This is a genomic window from Shewanella nanhaiensis, assembly GCF_019457885.1.
GTDB classification, from domain to species: Bacteria; Pseudomonadota; Gammaproteobacteria; order Enterobacterales; family Shewanellaceae; genus Shewanella; species Shewanella nanhaiensis.
On sequence record NZ_JAHZST010000007.1, the window covers coordinates 248,570 to 270,101 of the forward strand.

Sequence of the window (21,532 nt, forward strand, 5' to 3'; positions counted from 1 at the left end):
GTCAATTGTCCTTCATTCGCCATATTATTGACGGTTAAAAACCTTATTTACCCGTTAAAAATCTGAAAGTTAGCAGTAATACCCCACTATATAGGTTAATCATAGTTTAGTCGAATGTTAGCCGCTAGTAATATTAGTGTATAAGAAGTCTTCTCATTAGAACCTGAGTAAAAATCAGGCATAAAAAAGGAGGCTATAAGCCTCCTTAAAACAAAAGTTAAACCTTCTAAATTATCACCTTAACTCGGCAGGAACAGCGAAAACCGTATCCTCTTTTCGCCCTTCAACCTCAGTGATCACGCTAGGGGCCAGTTGGGCTATTGCATCAATAACCTGCTTGACCAATACTTCTGGTGCAGATGCACCTGCTGTAACCGCAACTTTTGTCACACCTTCAAACCAACTTGAATCGATATCATCTGAGTTATCAACTAAGTAAGATTGTGTTCCTCTCTTCTGTGCAAGCTCCCGCAGACGATTTGAATTAGAGCTATTTTTAGAGCCAACAACAATAAATAGATCAACATCATCAGCGACATTTCTTACCGCATCTTGCCTGTTCTGGGTTGCATAACAGATATCATCTTTACGTGGCCCTTGAATACTAGGGAAGCGAGATTGAAGCGCCTCAATAACATCGGCAGTATCATCCATAGAGAGCGTCGTTTGGGTAACAAAACAGAGGTTATTTGGATCTTTAACCTGTAATGATTCAACATCCGCTGGGGACTCAACTAATAATACTCCTCCCTCAGGGTTATCATATTGGCCCATGGTCCCCTCAACCTCAGGATGTCCTGCATGACCAATAAGAATGCACTCAATCCCTTTGCGACTGGCCCGAGTGACCTGCAGATGAACCTTAGTCACAAGTGGACAGGTCGCATCAAACACCTTCAAACCACGATGTTTGGCTTCTTTTCTGACTGCTTGTGACACACCATGAGCACTGAAAATCACAATACTGTTATCTGGAACCTGATCTAACTCTTCAACAAAAACCGCACCGCGCTCTTTCAAGTTTTGCACCACATAGCGGTTATGAACCACTTCATGACGAACATAAATAGGTGCAGGAAACAGTTCTAAAGCTCGCTCTACAATACTGATAGCTCTATCCACCCCGGCGCAAAAGCCTCGAGGATTAGCTAGCTTGATCTGAAGATTCTGGGCTACTTGCATACGTTATAATACCTGTACAACTTCAAGCTCAAAGGTGACCACTTGGCCAGCTAGAGGATGGTTTAAATCGACGGTAATGGAGTCTCCAGCCACTTCGCGGATCATGCCTGGAATCTCACTGCCACCCGGTCCGCCAAAACTGACTATCACGCCAGGTTCAAGGCTCATATCAGCAGGGAACTTGCTTCTGTCCATATGGTGAATTGCATCGGGGTTTGACTCACCAAACGCATCCGCCGCCTGCAGCGTAAAGCTATGCTTCTCACCTTGAGCTAAATTCGTTATCTCAGCTTCAAATGCTGGGCTTAGGCTGTCATCACCAATATTGAGTCTGGCAGGCTTACCCGATGCTTTAGTACTATCGGCCGTAGAGCCATCTTCGAGTACGATATTCATATGACATACAATAGAACGTGTATCAGACAAGGTAACTACTCCTTCGCTGTATTATTATTTTCTTGAGCTTTTTTTTTCTTATCATTTCGGTCGGTAATAATGGAGTCAATAATGATCAAAGCTGCACCAACACAAATAGCAGAATCGGCAATATTAAATGCCGGAAAGTGGCTAGTGTTCCAATAAAAATGCAAAAAGTCGACCACATAACCATGTTGAAGACGGTCAATTAAATTACCTAACGCGCCACCTATCACTAAGGTGTAAGCCAAATTCAAACGCCACATCTGACTCGGTTGCTTTCTCAACCAAATGGTCAGTAATGTACTGAAGCCTACTGCCACAAAGGTAAAGAACCATCGTTGCCAACCTCCTGCGTCACTTAAAAAACTAAAAGCAGCCCCATAGTTTCGTAAGTAGGTGAAGTTAAAGAAAGGCAATAACTCTACCGATTCACGCAATTCAAAATTAGCTAATACCCATTGCTTAGATAGTTGATCGGCAATAAACACCAATACAACCATCCAATACCAACGCAAGCCACTGTCTTTCCAGTTAGTTGGCATCTATCGATCCTTTTAAATCTCAATATTGCTTCGCAATCACTTAAAGAAGCGGAACCCTTCAAGCATGCAAATTAGATAGCAGAAAAAACAACGGCTCCTCAAGAGCCGTTGCAATTACCTATTTAAGCGAACTGACGAACTTCGCCATCACCTTCAATGTTGGTTACGCAGCGTGTACATAGCGTTGGATGAGTTGCAACTTGCCCAACATCTTCTCTATGGTGCCAGCAACGTTCACACTTTTCGGCTTCTGCCTTTTTAAGCCCTAGCTTAAGCGAGCTTAGCTCTGTTTCTATCGCATCAGCAGGCGCTGCAGACAGCTCAAGTATTTGAGTCTTAGAGGTAAGCAGTACAAACCTCAACTCATCACCTAAGGTCACTAATGCAGTAGAGAGTGCATCATCGGCATAGAGTGTGATCTCAGCTTCAAGCGAACCACCAACCTGCTTTTCACGTCGAGCCTGCTCAATCACCTTGTTCACTTCACCGCGCACGGTCAAAAGCTCAGACCAGAAATCATCACTTAGATCAGACTCAAGCGTGACTGACTTAAGTCCTTGGAACCACTCTTGTGTGAAGACATACTTATCGCGCTGACCCGGCAGCAGCTGCCACACTTCATCGGCGGTAAAGCTTAAGATTGGTGCAATCCAACGAACCATAGCTTCAGAGATCAAGTACAAGGCACTTTGACAGCTGCGGCGGGCATGGCTGTCACCTTTCGCTGTGTACTGTCTGTCTTTAATGATATCTAAATAGAAACTACCCAATTCAACAGAGCAGAACTGCATCAATTTCTGCGTCACAACGTGGAAGTTATACTGCTCGTATGCTTCCAGCAGCTCCTCTTGCAGCGCAGCAGCGCGGCGAACTGCCCAGCGATCCAGCGCCACCATCTCTTCAACGGCAACCAGATCTGTCTCTGGATTAAAGCCATTGATATTAGCCAGCAGGAATCGAGCTGTATTACGAATACGGCGATACGCATCGGCGCTACGCTTTAAGATCTCGTCAGAAACCGTCATCTCGCCACTGTAATCTGTCGCAGCAACCCAAAGACGCAGAATATCGGCACCCAGTTTATTGGTCACTGTCTGAGGAGCAATCACATTACCCACAGACTTTGACATCTTGCGACCATTACCATCTACGGTAAAACCATGGGTTAGCACTTGCTTATAAGGTGCTTTACCATTCATCGCAGTCGAGATCATCAAAGATGACATAAACCAGCCACGATGTTGATCGCTACCCTCTAGGTAAAGATCAATCTCATGACCTTGAAACTCAGGGCGTGAGGCCACAACTGATGAGAACGATGAACCTGAGTCGTACCACACGTCTAAAGTATCAGTCACTTTACGGTACTGATCAGCTTCTTCACCTAAAAGCTCAGCAGCATCAAGATCCCACCAAGCTTGGATCCCTTCCTGCTCAATCTTATTCGCAACACGCTCCATAAGAGAGCTGCTGTCTGGGTGAAGCTCTTCAGTTTCACGGTGCACAAACAGTGCAATCGGTACTCCCCAAGTACGTTGACGAGAGATACACCAATCAGGACGGTTCTCAACCATCTTCTCAATACGACTCTGACCCCAATCAGGGATCCACTGAGTCTGTTCAATCTCATTGAGCGCTTGCTTTCTTAAGCCCTTCTGTTCCATAGAGATAAACCACTGAGGCGTAGCTCTAAAGATAATAGGGGTTTTATGACGCCAGCAATGAGGGTAGCTATGAAGAATATTCTCAAGCTTGATTAACGCGCCCTTCTCTTCAAGAAGTGCGACAACATTATCATTAGCCTTAAATACATGCTGACCGGCAAAAATTTCAGTATCAGACTTATAAACGCCGTTATCACCAACAGGGTTCGCCACTTCAAGGCCATACTTCTGACCCACAACGAAATCGTCTTGACCATGTCCAGGCGCGGTATGAACCACACCAGTACCTGAGTCTACAGTCACATGCTCACCCAAAATAACTGGCACATCAAAATCATAAAACGGGTGGTTAAATCTTAGTAATTCAAGAGATTGACCGCTTGTTTTACCTAATACGTTATGGGAATCAACACCATAACGCTCCATGCATGACTCAACCAAGGTCTCAGCTAAGATAACACTGGTTGTCTTATCGCCTTTAACAAACTCAACAAGGGCATAATCGATATCACCGGCAACAGATAATGCACGGTTAGCAGGCAGCGTCCAAGGTGTGGTCGTCCAGATAACCATAGAAGCTGAGCCACTGCACGCCTCTACGCCAAACTTAGCAAGTAATGCCGCTTTATCGGCAGCCGCGAAAGCCACATCGATAGCAGGAGATTTTTTATCTTCGTACTCAACTTCAGCTTCAGCCAAAGCCGAGCCACACTCGGTGCACCAGTGAACAGGCTTAACACCTTTGTGCAGATGACCACTGTCGATAACTTTTGACAAAGAGCGAACAATATTGGCTTCAGTGCTGTAATCCATCGTCAGATATGGGTTGTGCCAGTCACCAAATACGCCTAAACGCATAAAGTCATCACGCTGGCCATCAACTTGCTTTGCCGCATATTCACGACACTTCACACGAAACTCGGCAGCGGTAACCTTATGCCCAGGCTTACCGACTTTTTGCTCAACTTTAAGCTCAATAGGCAGACCATGACAATCCCAACCAGGAATATATGGCGCATCGAAGCCTGACATCGTTTTAGACTTAACAATGATATCTTTTAGAATTTTATTAACTGAGTGACCAATATGAATACTGCCGTTCGCGTAAGGAGGGCCATCATGTAGAATAAAAGGCTTACGGCCAATACGACTATCGCGGATCTGTTGGTACAGATCATCTTCTGCCCACGATTTCAACATCACTGGCTCACGATTAGCCAGATTACCACGCATCGGAAACTCAGTTTCCGGCAAATTCAAAGTAGATTTATAGTCGCTCATTAATCCTATACCATTTATGTTTGCCAAAAGGCTTAACCTGCATCACAGCCAAGCAAGGCTTTGGCTTTGTCTGCATCATTGTTAATTTGTTTTCTCAGCGCTTCCAGAGACTGGAAAGGCTGTTCATCTCGAATTTTTGCTACTAACTCAACCTCAACAGTGCGCCCGTATAGGTCACCATCAAAATCGAAAAGGTGTACTTCCAACTGGCATTTTTGCCCATTTACCGTCGGCCTAAACCCGACATTGGCAACACCATCATATATGTCACTATCATCCCAATACAGTTTAACGGCAAACACCCCTCTAACAGGGCTCACTTTACGTTTCAAAGCGATGTTGGCCGTAGGGAACCCTATGGTGCGCCCAATCTCTTCACCATGGGCAACTCGCCCACTCAAGGTAAAAGGGTGACCCAATAATCGTCTCGCCTGCTCCATCTTCCCCTTAGCGAGTAAGCCCCTTATTTCAGTGGAGCTGACACGTTTATCCCCAAGAAGAAAGCTTTGAGTACTGACAACAGCAAACTGATGTTTCTCACCCGAAGCCCTGAGCATGTCAAAATTACCCATTCGCTCCTTACCGAAGCAAAAATCATCTCCGACAACAAGGTATTTAACACCAAGTGACTTCACCAACAACTTGTCGATAAAATCTTCGGCGGGCATCTCGGCAAACTTAGTATTGAAGTTAATGCACACTAAGCGATCGATACCTAACTCTTCAAGCAAGACAATTTTATCCCGCAAAGTGCTGAGTCTTGCAGGGGCACTATCTCCCCTAAACATCTCTTGCGGTTGAGGCTCGAACGTCATCAAAGTTGCAGGTACATTCAGTTGTCTCGCTTTTTTTACAAGCTTTGAGATAACTTCAGCGTGACCACGGTGTACCCCATCAAAGTTGCCAATGGTGAGAACACAGCCATGATGTGCTGGTAAAATATTGTTTATACCGCGGATTAGTTCCATTACATTACATAACTAGCAAGCCTAAGTGGGCGGATTATATACCAGCTGACATTGATTATCAGCAATGATCTTACTTGGTATTGCCTCTAGCCGTTATTTACAGACCCGTTTTAATTTTCCAGGGACGAATTCCCAGCACTATCATGCTGATTAAGTAACTCCCTACGCCTGCACCAATCAAGGCTAAAAGTGTTAAGGCTCGCTGTGTGAACACTTGTTGCAACCAAATATCTTGACTGGGTAAAAGTTGAATTAAAACGGTGACCATCACTATACAAGATAGCAGTGCTTTACCAAAAAAGAGCCCTGTTTGTTTGCTGACTTTATAGACATTCGCTTTAGCCAAGCCTCGATATAGCAAAGTTGCATTGAGCAGTGCCGAGAGCGAAGTGGCGATTGCTAAACCAACATAACCAAATGGGATAGCAAAAATCACATTAAATACCATGTTACTCACCATGGCGATAATGCCATAACGCACGGGTGTTTTGGTATCTTGCCTCGAATAATACCCAGGAGCTAATACCTTGATAAGCATGAAACTTAGTAAACCACTGCCATAGGCCATCAAGCTGTAGGAAGCCATTTCAACATCATCGACAGTAAAGGCCCCACGCATAAACAGCACCATCAGCATAGGCTTAGCTAACAATATCAGGCCACACATTGCGGGCATGCCGAGTAACAAGATAGCTTTAACGCCCCAGTCCATGGTTTTTTCAAACCCACCTCCCTCATCATTCACATGTTTTTTAGACAGTGCGGGAAGAATAACGGTGGCAATCGCAATACCAAACAGACCTAAAGGAAACTCTAATAGCCGATCAGAATAGTAAAGCCAGCTGATAGAACCCGTCATTAGATAACTAGCAATAAAGGTATCAAATAGAAGATTAATTTGTGAAACCGACACTCCAAATATGGCCGGGATCATTAAGGTGCGGATCTTGACCACTCCCGGATGGTGCCAACCCCAAGATGGCTTAACTAACGCTCTTTCGTTAAGCAGGAAAGGTATTTGAAACAGAAACTGAATTAAGCCACCAAAAAACACCCCAAGCGCGAGTCCCAGTTCAGGGCTTTCAAGCTTTGGAGAGAGAAAAAGCGCCGCGCAGATAATGGCAATATTCAAAAAGACTGGCGTGAATGCTGACACAGCGAATCGCCCACGGGTATTAAGAATAGAGCCCGCCATGGCTGTAAACGTAATAAACCAAAGGTAGGGGAAAGTGATCTTGAGCAGCAAAGAAGCCAGTTCAAACTTCTCACCACTAGGCTCATCATTTAACCAGGCGACAAACCAGCCATTAGCAAATAGTGCCATCAATAACGGGGAGCCAATCACACCAATTAAGGTGACAACACTCACCAAAATACCTAAGGTGCCCGTTACTTTTGAGATAAGTTCACGCACCTCTTCAGGTGAATGTTTCTGCTGATATTCGGTAAATACGGGAACAAAGGCTTGTGAAAAAGCACCTTCGGCAAATAAACGTCTTAAAAAGTTAGGGATTTTATTCGCTAAGATAAAAACATCGGCGCCACTTCCGGCTCCCATCAAGTTAGCGATAACGACATCTCTGATTAATCCCATGACACGGGAAACTAACGTCATGACACTCACAATCATGCCTGACTTAACTAATTTTTTACTCAAAATATGCCCAGAAATATACCGAGAAGCCCAGAAGAATCGTCTCAATAATTTGATTTTCCCTCTGTCACCTTCTCACAATAGCTGCTAGAATTGCGCTCCATCTTACACGAGTTAGGTTGAAGATAGCCAAGCAGGCTGAATTATTTATCTTTAAGATAAAGATTCAACTATTGTCATTGACAAAGTGACAAAAATGAGGCATATTCCCGACCTTTAAAATATCTAACCCTTTTAGGAGTTGCACCTTGGCTAATAGCAAGTCTGCAAAGAAGCGCGCGCTTCAATCTGAAAAGCGTCGTCAGCATAACGCTAGCCGTCGCTCAATGTTACGTTCATACGTAAAGAAAGTTATCGCAGCTATTCAAGCTGGCGATCACGCTGCGGCGACTGAAGCATTTAATGCTGCACAACCAATCCTTGACCGTATGGCAACTAAAGGCCTTATTCACAAGAATAAAGCTGCCCGTCATAAGGCTCGCCTAAACACAAGAATCAAAGCACTAGCTGCTTAATTCTGAGTTTTGCGATAAAAAACCGGCTTAGGCCGGTTTTTTTATGCCTAAATTTTAATAATACCAATCAGTATAAGAAGTTGATCTACTCAGAGTGTCTTTTGGCAAACTAATTCAAGGCGAATGGATGATAGAATGGTTGTTCCCTTGTGAGTTCATTCAACGCAGAAGTAGGCAGCCAAAAACACTCCTTACAGGCGAGTTTTAGCGATTCTGATGCTGTGTTAACGAGCTTAACCGTAGAATAACTATGCTCTTCACTCGTTGCCTTGCCTCAGGATCGCTAAACTCTCGCTGAGCGATCAAACCTTTATACTGATTGGTATAAGACATAAAAAAACTGACAAAACAATTCGTTCTGTCAGTTTTTAATACCGATAGGTATCTCCTTCCACTTAATGACAGTAGATGTTATTGAGCAACTTAATGATCTCTGACACCTCTTGACTCTTCAGTGAGTAATAAACGGTTTGTGCCTCTTTACGGGTTTCGACTAAATTATCTTTTCTTAACCAAGCTAAATGCTGAGACAGAGCAGATTGACTTAATCCCAATTTCTTATTCATCTCACCAACACACATCTCCCCTTCGCTAAGAAGGTAACACAGGATAAAGAGACGGCGTTCATTCGCTAAAGCTTTCAACATTACAACGGCGTGGTCAGCACGTTGCTGCATTAATTCGATATTCATTACGAGCAAATTCTCCTAAAACAATCCCCGCCACTAATATAGCCTTGCCTAACGGATATAGTCGGGACATAAAGCACACTTTTTGCTAGATTGTTTTCAAAAATGGGACATAAGTAATAAAAACAAAGGAAACTTATGCAAAACTATCGTCGTACCTTACTCATGGCTTCTCTTTTAGTGCCACTTTTAGCCTGTCAACACACACAGCCAAAATCGGAAAACATCCAGATTTCCGAACAGTTACAACAGCAAGCTCTCGCCTCCTCCCTGGCCTATGATCTTGTCGAATCTCTCACCGTAGAGGTTGGGCCAAGATTAGCCGGCAGTGAAAAAGATCTTATTGCCGTTCAATGGGCAGAAGATAAATTAACCACACTCGGTTTCGATAAGGTTTATAAGGAGCCAGTAAAGGTCCCTGTATGGGATAGAGGTGATGCCAAAGCGATGGTGGTTGCCCCCTACCCTCAAGGCTTAGTCATCACAGCCCTAGGTGGCAGTGTCGCCACACCAACTGAGGGGATCACCGCCCCTATTGTCCGGTTTGATACGCTCGCCGCACTCAAAGCCGCACCAGAGGGGTCATTAACAGGAAAAATCGCCTTCATCGACCATAAAACTGAGCGACACACCACAGGTAAAGGCTATGGTAAAACCGTAGGCGGACGTTCACGGGGCGCAGTGGCGGCAGCTTCCAAAGGCGCCTTAGCCATTGTTATTCGCTCCATAGGCACAGATCATGACCGTATGGCCCACACAGGTGCGATGCGCTATCAAGACGATGTGCCGCGTATTCCAGCCGCCGCATTATCATCTCCCGATGCAGACCAACTCAACTTAATGCTAAAACGAGATGAGAATGTTGTGCTGCAGCTTAAGATGTCACCACAAAGTCATGGATACGCCACCTCCTATAATGTTATCGCCGAGGTGACTGGTGCCACTAAGCCCGATGAGATAGTGCTTATAGGCGCACACTTAGACTCATGGGATGAGGGCACAGGCGCATTGGATGACGGTGCAGGCGTTGGTATCGTGACAGCAGCAGGTAAACTGATTCAAGACTTACCACAAAAACCTGCCAGAACCATTCGAGTTGTACTTTACGCCGCAGAAGAGCTTGGGCTGATAGGGGGTAAAGCTTACGCAAAAGCCCACCAAGATGAACTTGCAAAGCACTATATCGCTGCAGAGTCTGATTTTGGCGCAGGGCTTATCTACCAGATCGACTACCGCGTCTCAGAGCCGGCATTTAAAGATGTGTTAGCAGTTAGCGCACCTATGACAGCAAATGGTGTCGCAATGGGCACCAATACCGCCTCTGGTGGCCCAGATGTCTCTATGCTGCCTAAACAAGGCGTTCCCGTTGCATCATTAAGGCAAGATGGCCGAGACTATTTTGATTATCACCACACCCCTAATGATACGTTAGATAAAATTAATCCCGAATCGTTACAGCAGAACGTGGCTGCCTATGCACAGTTTGCTTATCTAATGGCTCAATCGGAGATTGATCTACGTCCCTTGGCAACTAAGTAGATATTGCTAAATAGCTGTTTAGCGATCAGCTAGTTTGGCTTTAGGCTTCAAATGAAGCTAGATGGCATTTACAGTTAACTTAGTTGGTATTTGAAGGTTCGCTTTAAAGTGAACCTTCATTTTTATCTATCACCAGCTGACCCCCTTGTTACTCAGAGTAGAATCAAGTTTATTGTTCTTCTAATGAAGAAAGTTACATTTACTTATTTAGCTTCTGGTTGAATTTGTATTGGGGGAAGTGTCTGAAGTTATCACCTTCATCGCTGTTTATTGCCTGCCGCAGGCTTATGTGCAAGTAATCTCTCGGTACGCTGTAAACCCATCCGTGGGTGCTCTACGATTTCATCCCTGAAATCGAAGTCCTCGAGCTCACTTACACCTGTTCATAAGTCTCTTCGATTTGGCTTTGATTGGTAGGGGATGCCCAGCTATAAACTTGAGGTAATAAGCAGTCTTCAGCAGCAAGCTAGTTAAGCTACCTTTACAAATCGATAAATAACACTTGCTGATTAGACATAAATATCCATGCTAATGTTTCAATTCCCTATACTCGTTTATTCCGTAACATTCTAGTAAGGCTCTATTAATAAATAACTTTTCTATAGTGAATTTTAAATCATAGGTTTAATATATACGCATACGCATACGCACTATATAAATTCTAGCTGCCTTGGTCATCAAAAATGGAGTTGTATGGAAAGAATAGGAGTTATAATCAGCTGCCTTTGGTTGTTGATTATTGGATCTTTACTCGCCCTAAAATGGAGTGACGTTATAAACCTAACTTTGAATGAATGGGGTGATTTTCTAGCAGGTGTTACAGCTCCACTTGCCTTTTTATGGCTTATAATCGGTTATGGCTTGCAAAGAAAAGAACTCAAAGCAAACACTGAAGCTTTATTATTTCAACGAAATGAACTGGCAAGCCAGGCTAAAGAATTGTCAGCACAAACAAAACATATGGCAGAAAGCGCTAAAGCAGCTTCTGACCAAGCTAGATATACACGCAGAAAACAAACACAAGAACGTCTTGCTGCACGACTAGCCCAAAGGGAAAGTGATTCTTCAGAGTAAGCAGCTTATCGGGTAACGGTCAGAACAAACCTGATCGACTACAAATTAGGCTTAGAGGTGCGAATAAATTAAGTTACCTTTTCTAATCAATATCCGGTCACCTAAACCTAAAACTCTAACGTGTTTTTCTCCAAAACTAGCTATAACTCACAACTTCAATCGAAGAGATAAACAACTAGGTGTGAACGCAGCTGTGACCTTCCGTGACAAGGATGTCACGGCAGAGCCCACAGGGATTGTGCTTGCGGCGAGTCACTGAAGTGTTTACACATTCAGCGAGCCGCAGGCTATAGGTTAACATTGAAAATTTGATACCGAACAAGCTCAATAAGTACAAAGCCAGCCCAATGAACCCAACTTAAAAGCTATTTTAAACTTGCTAGCGGGCAAGTTTCACAAAACGATTGATATCAACGAAGTTATGGTATTCAGCAAATTACCAAATACCAACAACCAAAAAAATGAAATAGGCCTTCATTCGAAGGCCGACAAATTTATTGTTCTTCTCGCTTAAAAACGGGTGAAAGCTGCGTCGATTCAGTTTCGCAGTAATAGTAGCCTGCTACATCAAACTTGTTTAGCTCTTCAAGGTTGCTGACCTTATTATCAAGAATGTACCTCACCATCATGCCGCGAGCTTTCTTGGCAAAGAAGCTTATCACCTTGTATTGACCATTTTTACGATCTTTAAAAACAGGGGTGATAATAGTGCCGTTGACCAGCTTAGGCTTGACCGCTTTGAAGTATTCATTTGATGCTAGGTTCACTAAAAGCTCGTCCCCCTGCTCCTTCAGTGATGCGTTAACTTCATCTGTTATCACATCTCCCCAAAATTGATACAGGTTGGTGCCTTTAGCGTTGGCTAGGCGGGTGCCCATCTCTAAACGGTAGGGCTGCATCAAATCCAGCGGCTTTAATAGGCCATATAAGCCCGACAAGATGCGTAACTGACTCTGAGCTCGACTTAGACTGTCCTCTGATAAACTGTCGGCATCTAAGCCTGTGTAGACATCACCGCGAAACGCGTACACAGCTTGCTTAGCGTTGTCTGTGGTAAACCTTGGACTCCAGCTCTCAAAACGGGCGGCATTCAAACCAGCAATTTTGTCACTGACCTTCATAAGTGAGGCGATATCAGCAGGCGTGAGTTTACGACACTCCTCGATGAGCTGTTCACTGTACTGAGTTAACTTAGGGAAAGTATATTCAGTCGTCGCCGCAGGGTTGTCATAATCTAATGTTTTTGCTGGTGAAACTAAAACTAACATCACTAATCCTCATTGAACTTTATTGCTGATTATCATACTGATACCAACATAAAAAAACCACGCTATTAAGCGTGGTTTTTTAGATTGCACTAATTCAGTTAACCAAACAAAGGGCTAAGTAACTTACGCTTTATTCGTTTCTGCCGAGCTTTCAACCGTTTTTTGATTTTTGTTCACCCAGATCCCGCCCTCTAAATTATCGATTTCAGGAAATTGAGTGCTATCAAACGTTGGTGTTACGCCAGACTTAAGCTGACGCTCATAATCTTTAATCACGGCATAGGCCACCTTAGAGAGCATCACAATCGCAGCGATATTAACTAGGGCCATCAATCCCATCGACACATCAGCAAAGTTCCACACTAAGCTTAATGATGCCACTGAGCCCGCCATCACCATGGCTAGCACTAGGCCACGGAAGATGAAGAGTACTTTTTTGCTCTTAGTTAAAAACATAACATTGCTTTCTGCATAGCTGTAGTTAGCAATAATAGAGGAGAAGCAGAACAGGATAATCGCAAATGCCAAGAAATAAGATGACCAGGCACCTAGCTCATTATTTAGCGCTAGCTGCAGCAACCCTATCCCCTCTTGTCCATTTGGTGCATCGAGTACACCAGAGAGCATGATGATCGCCGCAGAGGAGCTACAGATAACAATAGTATCAACAAAAACACCGATCATCTGCACAAAACCCTGAGATGCAGGGTGATTTGGGTTCGGTGTCGCCGATGCCGCAATATTAGCCGCGCTGCCCATACCCGCTTCATTGGAGAATAAACCACGTGCAATACCCGCCATCATAGCGCCCATCGCACCACCAGCGGCCTCTTCCCAACCTAGCGCACTCTTCACTATCAGTGATAATGCTGCAGGAACCTGCTCGATATTGGTCACAAGTACCAGTAAGGCTATCGCTAAGTAAGCCACCGCCATCACAGGCACAATCAGTTCAGATGCCTTGGCAACCTTCTTTAATCCACCACAAATAATGTAAGCAGAGGCCAGTACGATAACAAGACCTATGATTGTTTTATCGAAACCAAATGCATTATTAAGCGCATCTGTCATGGTGTTGGCTTGCACAGAGTTGAAAGCGAAACCAAAAGCGATAATCAGCAGTATAGAGAAGATAGTCCCCATCCAGCGTTTGCCCAGTCCACGCTCCATATAATAAGCCGGACCACCACGGTACTGGCCTTCACTGTCTTTGACTTTGTAGACTTGGGCCAAAGTCGATTCAATAAAGGCCGTTGCCATACCTAACATAGCAATAAGCCACATCCAGAATATCGCGCCAGCGCCACCTACTGTGATAGCAACAGCCACACCGGCCATGTTGCCGGTACCCACTCGCGCCGCCATCGAGGTACAAAACACCTGGAATGAGGAGATCCCGTCAATCTTCTCACGCCCTTGAATAACGAGTTTGACACCATGTCCGAATAAACGAAACTGGATAAAACCTAAGCGTAGTGTAAATAGGACACCAGCTGCGACTAACACATAGATAAGCACGCTGCCCCAAAGCAGACCATTTGTGTAGTTGATCGCAGACTCTATCCACGTCATTAAATTTTCAAACATAAGCTAATTTTTATCCCCATGACAGATATCGGTCTGATAGCTTTACCTTACCGTATCTGGCTTGTTATAAGTTTCCTTCCAATTTTGATCAAAGAATACCGGTAAATTTTCTATTTAATTATCCTTTCCTAAGCCAACTAAAGCTAGGTTTACCGAATTCGATGCCGCAAAATAGCATACCATTAAAAATACCTCGCGTGATCATGATCACACTTAACCATTTACATAACACCTAAATCACGGTCGTTCACATTAAAGGTCACCTTTCACAACTGATAACACAAAGGTTTTACCACCAAATTGGCAACAATTTACAAAACTTATAACTTTTGCAAAACAAGATATAGAACACATTTTTGTAATAAAATTACAAATATAGTGTTTCCCATGAGGTTTGATTAACTTTTTGCTTACTATAAATGGGGTTATTTATGTCACAACAGCAAGAGATCAGCGCATTAAAGAAATTTGTCCGAGCTACCAACTTTCTAGCGACTTCGCAAATTTACCTCAAGCAGAACGTGCTACATAAACGTTCGCTTACTCACTCAGATATTAAACCTAGACTGCTTGGCCACTGGGGCACCTGCCCAGGTATCAACTTTGTTTATGCCAACGTCAACCGTCTTATCGTCAAGAACCAACGCTCTTTTGTCTATTTAGTCGGTCCAGGCCACGGTTTTCCTGCCGTACAAGCTAACCTGTTTATGGAAGGCTCTCTTAGCCACTTCTACCCAGAGAACATTCCATACAACGAAACTGGCATTGAAGATATCTGTAAAAAATTCTCCGCCGCTTACGGCTACCCATCCCATGCAAACCCTGAAGCACCAGGCCAGATCTTAGAGGGTGGCGAGCTAGGTTACTCGCTTTCTGTTGCTTGGGGCGCAGTACTGGATAATCCAGATTTAATTGCTGCATGTCTTGTGGGTGATGGTGAATCAGAAACAGGTCCACTCGCAGCATCTTGGTATGCTAACCGCTTAGTTGACCCAGCAACCAATGGTGCTGTACTGCCTATCGTCCATATTAATGGTTATAAGATCTCAGGCCCAACCCGTATGGGACGTATGAGCCATGAAGAGCTAGATCTTGAGTTCCGTGGACTTGGCTACCATCCAATCATTGTTGACGATGAGCTCGATGAAGATGTCTATGTGCAGATGACGAAAGCCATGGACACTTCCTATGAGATGATCACCGCCATTCAAACCCGTGCACGCAGTGGTGAAGATGTCGTCAAGCCTCGCTGGCCAGTGATATTGATGCGTACAGCAAAAGGCTGGACAGGTACGGCACAATATAATGGTAAGAAACTTGAAGGTAACTGTGAATCTCATCAAGTTATCGTGAATAAGTGCGCCACAGATAAGGGTCACTTAGATGCCCTCGATACTTGGCTTGCAAGCTATAACTTCAATGAGCTCTACTCAATCAACGAGCAAGGCCAGCTAATTTTCGATGAGGAGATCCAATCTCTTATTCCACCAGCAGAGCTTTGCTGTGGCCGTCAGCACCTAAGCTATGGTGGCGAGGTGGTCCGCGCCCTATCCAAACCCGACCTTGAAAAGCTCTCTTATGGTCCGGAAACACCGAGAGGACAACGTGGACTCTCTATGTATAAGATGGGTGAGTGGATGCGTGATGCATTTAAACTCAACCGTGACCAACGCAACCTGCGTATTTTCAGCCCTGATGAGACTTACTCGAATCAACTTCAAGCAGTCTTTGAAGAAACTGACCGCGCATGGCAGTGGCCTATCGAGGAGTGGGATGAAGATATGGCCCGCGATGGACGTGTTATCGAGCTACTTTCAGAGAACTTACTCTTCGGTATGATGCATGGCTACACAGTAACAGGTCGCCATGCGATGTTCCCAACTTATGAATCATTCTCACAAGTTGTCTCATCAATGGCCGATCAGTACTGTAAGTATGTCTATGCCAGCCAAGGGGTACACTTCCGTAAGCCAGTCCCCGCCTGTAACGTCGTGCTCTCATCGCTCCTTGAGCGTCAAGACCACAACGGTTACTCGCATCAGAATCCCTCATTCCTCGGCGCAATGCTTGAGAAACACCCTAAGATCATCTCAGCTTATCTACCAGCTGATGGTAACAGCACCTTGGTTTACACAGAGCGTGCCTATGAAGACAGAGATAAACTCAACATCTTAGTTGCGGGTAAGAAAGACTTGCCTCAATGGCTAACACTTGATGAAGCGCGCCAACAAGCAAAAGATGGCGTTATGGTCTGGGATTTTGCCTCCGATGAAGACCCTGATGTGGTCCTAGTTGGTTGTGGTGATTACGTCACCCAAGAGGCGATGGCATCACTGGTACTCATACGTGAACTACTACCAAGAGTGCGTATCCGCTTTGTTAGCGTCACCGAGCTTACCAGCAGCGGCTTAGGTAGCTTGGATTTCCAAAGTAAGCCTTGGTTAATGGATGAGGTATTTACTGCCGATAAAGGAGTGGTATTTAACTATCACGGTTATCCAAATACCATTAAGAAGTTGGTATTTGATTACAAAGGCAGTGATAGATTCAGAATCAAAGGCTACGAAGAGGAAGGTTCAACAACAACCCCATTTGATATGGGTGTTCGTAACGGCACTTCTCGTTACCACTTGGTTATCGACATGGCCTACAAGTTGTTCCAGCAGGGAGTCATCGACGAAACCCAACATGTGGCCATCACTACAGACATGCTTCAACGTCTCGTGGACCACAGAAACTACATCAAAGCTAACGGTGTTGACCCTATTAGCCTTGAGAATTGGGTCTGGACTCGCTAAAAAACGCTTTCATTAAGTAAAATTAATAAAAAGGTGTATCCCTACTGGGTACACCTTTTTTTATACAAAAAACTTGTAGTAAATCACTTTTTAGACACAATCAAATTGGAATTAGTTCACATTTCAATGGATAATAGTGACGCCAACGACAAAAACAAAGGATTCCCCTCCCAAAGGGTTGGCTCTGCATCATCAATCGATAAGCAGTCACGGGGAAGTATTAACAAGAAAAGGATTTGGAAAATGATGAACAATACATTAAAAGCAGTTTTGCTGACATCTATGCTCCCATTTGCTGCTAATGCAGCTCAAGAGCTCACCCCATGGTACGTGGGTGGCGGTGTTGGTGTTAACGATTATGAACCAAGCTGCGATCTAAAAACCATGAAAGTTTGTGGTAAAGATGATCCTTACGCTTGGGACGTATTTGGCGGTTACCTATTTAACGACTATTTTGGTGTTGAGCTAGGTTACCGTGATCTTGGTCGCGGAGAGTGGACAGACTATGCTAACAAGCGTAACGATGTTGGCGCCAAAGGTATGACCTTAGGTCTAGTTGGTTTTATGCCACTTTCACAACGCTGGAGTCTATCGGCTGAAGCTGGTGCGATGAACTACCTGCTATCAAACAACAAGCAGTATGGCACTGAGTATTACAGTGACAGCGGCGTAGCACCTTACTTTGGTGTTGGTGTCGGTTATAACATCACTGAAAATTTAAAACTGCAGGCTAAATACCGCCGCTATGAAAACTTAGAAGATGACAAGTGGAATACACTTGACATGGAAAGCAACTATTGGGGATTAGAGCTAAGTTACCGTTTCGGTCGCACCGCTCCAGCCGCAGTGGTCGCTCCAGTCGTTGCCGCACCAGTTGATTCAGATAATGACGGTGTGACTGACGATATGGACCAATGTCCAAATACACCTTCAACTCATCAAGTTGATGGTAATGGTTGTACTATCTACAAAGAGACAACTGAGCAGCGTGATGTTGGCTCGATTCAGTTTGCTAACAACTCATCTGTGGTTAAGAACGAATCTTACCAGCAGATAGAGAAGCTAGCGAACTACATGAACCAGCACCCTAAATCGACAGTACTGATCTCAGGTCATGCATCTGATGTAGGTAAAGCTGAGTACAACATGATGCTATCTGACAAACGTGCTAACGCCGTTGCTAAGATCTTGGTTGAAAAATATGGTATTGCGCAAGATCGCGTAGAAGCGAAAGGCTTCGGTATCACTCAACCTATCATCGAAGGTAGTAGCCCAGCCGCAAACAAGGCTAACCGCCGTATCGAAGCTCACGTCACAGGCGTGAAAAAAGAAGCCCTAATCAAGTAACACGCTTCTTGCTCTTTGGTTAAAAAAGTCGCTGCCTTGGTAGCGACTTTTTTTATCTGTAATGATAGCAAGCTACAAGCTATACTCTCGGGTACTCATTTTAAGTGGCTATTTTCAAGCAATCTTATCCTTTAAAAACCTTTTTACTGATATTTTGCAACTTTCCTGTAATTTTTTTTCATTTATGGTTGGATTTATCATCAAGATCGCTTCTAATACCTGCTGCAAATCACAAACCTTAAGCTGCTTCTTAAGAAGGATGTAATTTTATGGCTAATACACTAGAGCAATTCAAATCAATCACCACCATTGTCGCTGATACTGGAGACATTGAGGCCATCAAGCGTTATCAACCAGAAGACGCAACGACTAACCCGTCATTAATTTTAAAAGCAGCCCAGATCCCGGACTATGCTCACCTTATCGAAAATGCCATCGAATGGGCTAAAACGCAGAGTTCCCAGATTGACCAGCAAGTAGAAGATGCTGGTGACAAACTTGCTGTTAATATCGGCGTCGAGATATTAAAAATCGTTCCAGGCCGTATCTCTACCGAAGTCGATGCTCGCCTCTCTTTTGATAAAGCAGGCTCTATCGCTAAAGCCCACAAGCTCATTAAGCTTTATCAAGAAGCTGGCATAGACAAGTCTCGTATTCTTATCAAGCTTGCTTCTACTTGGGAAGGGATCTGTGCGGCTAAAGAGCTTGAGCAAGAAGGGATTAACTGTAACCTGACATTACTATTTAGCTTTGCTCAAGCACGAGCATGTGCAGAAGCTGGTGTTTACCTTATCTCTCCTTTTGTTGGCCGTATCTTAGACTGGTACAAGAAAGACACTGGGCTTGAATATTCAGCAACCGAAGATCCAGGCGTTGTTTCTGTTACCGAGATCTATAACTACTACAAGCGTCATGGATTTAACACTGTTGTTATGGGCGCAAGCTTCAGAAACACAGGTGAAATCATCGAGCTTGCCGGTTGCGACCGCTTAACGATAGGACCTGCCCTTCTTGAAGAGATGGCCAACTCACAGACAGAAGTTGTGCGTAAGCTTATTCCAGCTGAAACAACTGTGGAAGCAGGTGAGCCACTAACTGAAGCTCAGTTCCGTTGGGAATTTAACGAAGATCCTATGGCCGTTGAGAAGCTGGCTGAAGGCATTCGTAACTTCGCAATCGATCAAGGCAAGCTGGAAGTGATGCTTAAAGAGAAACTAGCCTCTTAAAAAGGAGTTAAAGAGATGACCAGACTGACCCAGAGCGACACCTGGCAGGCACTAAGCACTCATACGCAGTCACTGCCACATATGAGAGACCTGTTTGAGGGTGATGCTCAACGTTTTAAGACTATGTCAACTTCTGCCTGTGGCCTATTTTTAGATTACTCTAAAAATAGAGCGACAGAAGAGACACTCTCTTTACTTTTTAAACTTGCCGAAGATGCTCAGCTACCATCAAAAATAGCAGGCATGTTCAACGGTGAGATAATCAACACCACAGAGAAGCGCGCTGTTTTACACACCGCCCTTCGTGCTAGCCCAGAGCAAGAGATACTGCTTGATGGTGTCAACATTGTGCAGGAAGTGCAGGAAACTCAGCAGAAGATGGCTGAGTTTGTTAACGCAATCACCTCTGGTCAATGGAAAGGCTATACAGGCAAGAGAATAACTGATGTCGTTAGTATCGGCATCGGCGGCTCCTTCCTAGGCCCTAAGATTGTCTCTCAAGCACTCAGACCCTACTGGACTGGTGAGCTAAACTGTCATTTTGTTGCCAATGTTGACGCCACCTCTATCTGTGAAAAGCTAAAGACACTGGATGCTGAGACAACCCTGTTTATCATGTCGTCTAAATCTTTTGGTACTCAAGAGACACTGACAAACACCTTAAGCGCTAAAGATTGGTTCCTCAAGCAAGGCGGAAGTCAGCTTGATGTGGCTAAGCATTTCGTGGCCGTCACCTCCAATGTTCCTAAGGCGACTGAGTTTGGTATTGATGCAGAAAACATCTTCCCAATGTGGGACTGGGTAGGCGGACGTTACTCACTCTGGTCAGCTATTGGACTACCAATCGCACTGTTAATTGGAATGGAGCATTTCAAGGCGCTGTTACAAGGTGCCCATGAGATGGACAAGCACTTCTTAGAAGCGCCACTGACTGAAAACATGCCAGTGATTATGGGGCTCTTCTCTCTGCTCTATGGTAACTTCCACGGCACTCAATCCCATGTGGTACTGACCTATGATCACTACCTACGTGGCTTACCCGCATACTTCCAGCAACTTGATATGGAAAGTAATGGTAAATCAGTGACCTTAGATGGAACCGATGTGGACTTTAGCACAGGCCCTGTTATCTGGGGTGGAGAAGGTACCAATGGTCAGCACGCTTACCACCAGCTAATTCACCAAGGTACTGCGCTTATTCCAGCGGACTTTATTATGCCGCTTCAAAGCCATAACCCTCTCGGTGAACATCATATTCAATTGGCATCTAACTGCTTTGGTCAAACACAAGCTCTGATGCAGGGACGTAACTATGATGAAGCCCTTAAGGAGCTTTCAGGTAGCAAGTTATCAGCTGACGAGCAGGCACTGATCGCCAAACATAAAGTCATGCCTGGCAATAAGCCAAGTAATACAATCCTAATGGATAAGTTAACGCCATCAACACTAGGCTCACTCATTGCACTTTATGAGCACAGAACCTTCGTTCAAGGTGCTATCTGGGATATCAACTCCTTCGATCAATGGGGGGTAGAGTTAGGTAAAAGTTTAGGTAATGATGTACTGGAAAGACTCAGTGCAGACAGTGATGCGACCTCATTAGACAGTTCCAGTAATGGTCTAATCAACATGTTCAGACAAGGCAAAATCTAACGCCGTAGTCGATTTTTAGAAAAAAGCCAGTTTTTACTGGCTTTTTTTTATTCTCAAATTTCAGACACTCCATCCTTTTGTATCTTTTACACTTACCTACGACTTTAGTGTTCAAACAACATCAA

General features: G+C 44.3%; 16 protein-coding genes. 7 read left to right on the top strand and 9 right to left on the bottom strand.

Going from position 1 to position 21,532, the window contains the following annotated elements:
- Positions 1-234 precede the first annotated feature (234 nt).
- From ispH to murJ, 6 genes are all read right to left on the bottom strand, one after another.
- Positions 235-1,182 (bottom strand): 4-hydroxy-3-methylbut-2-enyl diphosphate reductase, encoded by a 948-nt coding sequence (gene ispH, locus K0625_RS12250; RefSeq protein ID WP_220109951.1) that lies wholly within the window; start codon positions 1,180-1,182, stop codon positions 235-237.
- A 3-nt stretch (positions 1,183-1,185) separates the two neighbouring features.
- Positions 1,186-1,608 (bottom strand): FKBP-type peptidyl-prolyl cis-trans isomerase, encoded by a 423-nt coding sequence (gene fkpB / locus K0625_RS12255; protein WP_220109952.1) that lies wholly within the window; start codon positions 1,606-1,608, stop codon positions 1,186-1,188.
- 5 nt (positions 1,609-1,613) lie between these two features.
- Positions 1,614-2,144 (bottom strand): signal peptidase II, encoded by a 531-nt coding sequence (gene lspA / locus K0625_RS12260; RefSeq protein WP_220109953.1) that lies wholly within the window; start codon positions 2,142-2,144, stop codon positions 1,614-1,616.
- A 122-nt stretch (positions 2,145-2,266) separates the two neighbouring features.
- Complete coding sequence (gene ileS / locus K0625_RS12265) at positions 2,267-5,089, bottom strand: isoleucine--tRNA ligase (RefSeq protein WP_220109954.1); 2,823 nt, start codon at positions 5,087-5,089, stop codon at positions 2,267-2,269.
- Positions 5,090-5,121: 32 nt separating this feature from the next.
- The gene (gene ribF / locus K0625_RS12270; protein ID WP_220109955.1) at positions 5,122-6,057 is read right to left on the bottom strand and encodes a bifunctional riboflavin kinase/FAD synthetase; all 936 of its coding nucleotides are present in this window, start codon (positions 6,055-6,057) and stop codon (positions 5,122-5,124) included.
- A gap of 97 nt (positions 6,058-6,154) precedes the next feature.
- A complete protein-coding gene (gene murJ, locus K0625_RS12275) occupies positions 6,155-7,714 on the bottom strand; it encodes a murein biosynthesis integral membrane protein MurJ (RefSeq protein WP_220109956.1) in 1,560 nt (519 codons plus the stop codon).
- Positions 7,715-7,959: 245 nt separating this feature from the next.
- Here murJ and rpsT point away from each other — a divergent pair, with 245 nt between their 5' ends.
- Positions 7,960-8,226, top strand: a complete 267-nt coding sequence (gene rpsT, locus K0625_RS12280) for a 30S ribosomal protein S20 (RefSeq protein ID WP_012323926.1) — start codon at positions 7,960-7,962, stop codon at positions 8,224-8,226.
- Between the two features lie 395 nt (positions 8,227-8,621).
- Here rpsT and K0625_RS12285 read toward each other — a convergent pair whose 3' ends face one another.
- Positions 8,622-8,918, bottom strand: coding sequence for an ArsR/SmtB family transcription factor (locus tag K0625_RS12285; protein ID WP_012323925.1), 297 nt, complete (start codon positions 8,916-8,918; stop codon positions 8,622-8,624).
- A 135-nt stretch (positions 8,919-9,053) separates the two neighbouring features.
- Between K0625_RS12285 and K0625_RS12290 the strand changes: the two genes are divergently transcribed.
- A complete protein-coding gene (locus K0625_RS12290) occupies positions 9,054-10,454 on the top strand; it encodes a M20/M25/M40 family metallo-hydrolase (protein WP_220109957.1) in 1,401 nt (466 codons plus the stop codon).
- Positions 10,455-11,147: 693 nt separating this feature from the next.
- On the top strand, positions 11,148-11,528 hold the full coding sequence (locus K0625_RS12295; RefSeq protein ID WP_220109958.1) for a hypothetical protein: 381 nt from the start codon (positions 11,148-11,150) through the stop codon (positions 11,526-11,528).
- Between the two features lie 494 nt (positions 11,529-12,022).
- On the opposite strand, the gene yaaA is transcribed toward K0625_RS12295, so the two are convergent.
- Both yaaA and K0625_RS12305 read right to left on the bottom strand, forming a co-directional pair.
- On the bottom strand, positions 12,023-12,796 hold the full coding sequence (gene yaaA / locus K0625_RS12300) for a peroxide stress protein YaaA (protein WP_220109959.1): 774 nt from the start codon (positions 12,794-12,796) through the stop codon (positions 12,023-12,025).
- 123 nt (positions 12,797-12,919) lie between these two features.
- Positions 12,920-14,383, bottom strand: coding sequence for an alanine/glycine:cation symporter family protein (locus K0625_RS12305; RefSeq protein ID WP_220109960.1), 1,464 nt, complete (start codon positions 14,381-14,383; stop codon positions 12,920-12,922).
- Positions 14,384-14,814: 431 nt separating this feature from the next.
- On the opposite strand from K0625_RS12305, the gene K0625_RS12310 reads away from it, so the two are divergent.
- The 4 genes from K0625_RS12310 (at position 14,815) to pgi (ending at position 21,407) form a co-directional block, all read left to right on the top strand.
- Entirely contained in the window at positions 14,815-17,181 is a 2,367-nt protein-coding gene (locus tag K0625_RS12310; protein WP_220109961.1) for a phosphoketolase family protein, read from the top strand.
- Positions 17,182-17,424: 243 nt separating this feature from the next.
- Positions 17,425-18,528: an OmpA family protein gene (locus tag K0625_RS12315; RefSeq protein WP_012323919.1), complete on the top strand. Its 1,104-nt coding sequence runs from the start codon at positions 17,425-17,427 to the stop codon at positions 18,526-18,528.
- A gap of 269 nt (positions 18,529-18,797) precedes the next feature.
- Positions 18,798-19,754 (top strand): transaldolase, encoded by a 957-nt coding sequence (tal, locus tag K0625_RS12320; protein ID WP_065187452.1) that lies wholly within the window; start codon positions 18,798-18,800, stop codon positions 19,752-19,754.
- Between the two features lie 15 nt (positions 19,755-19,769).
- Positions 19,770-21,407 carry a glucose-6-phosphate isomerase gene (pgi, locus tag K0625_RS12325; RefSeq protein WP_220109962.1) on the top strand — a complete coding sequence of 546 codons (1,638 nt, stop codon included), beginning with the start codon at positions 19,770-19,772 and terminating at the stop codon, positions 21,405-21,407.
- Positions 21,408-21,532 lie beyond the last annotated feature (125 nt).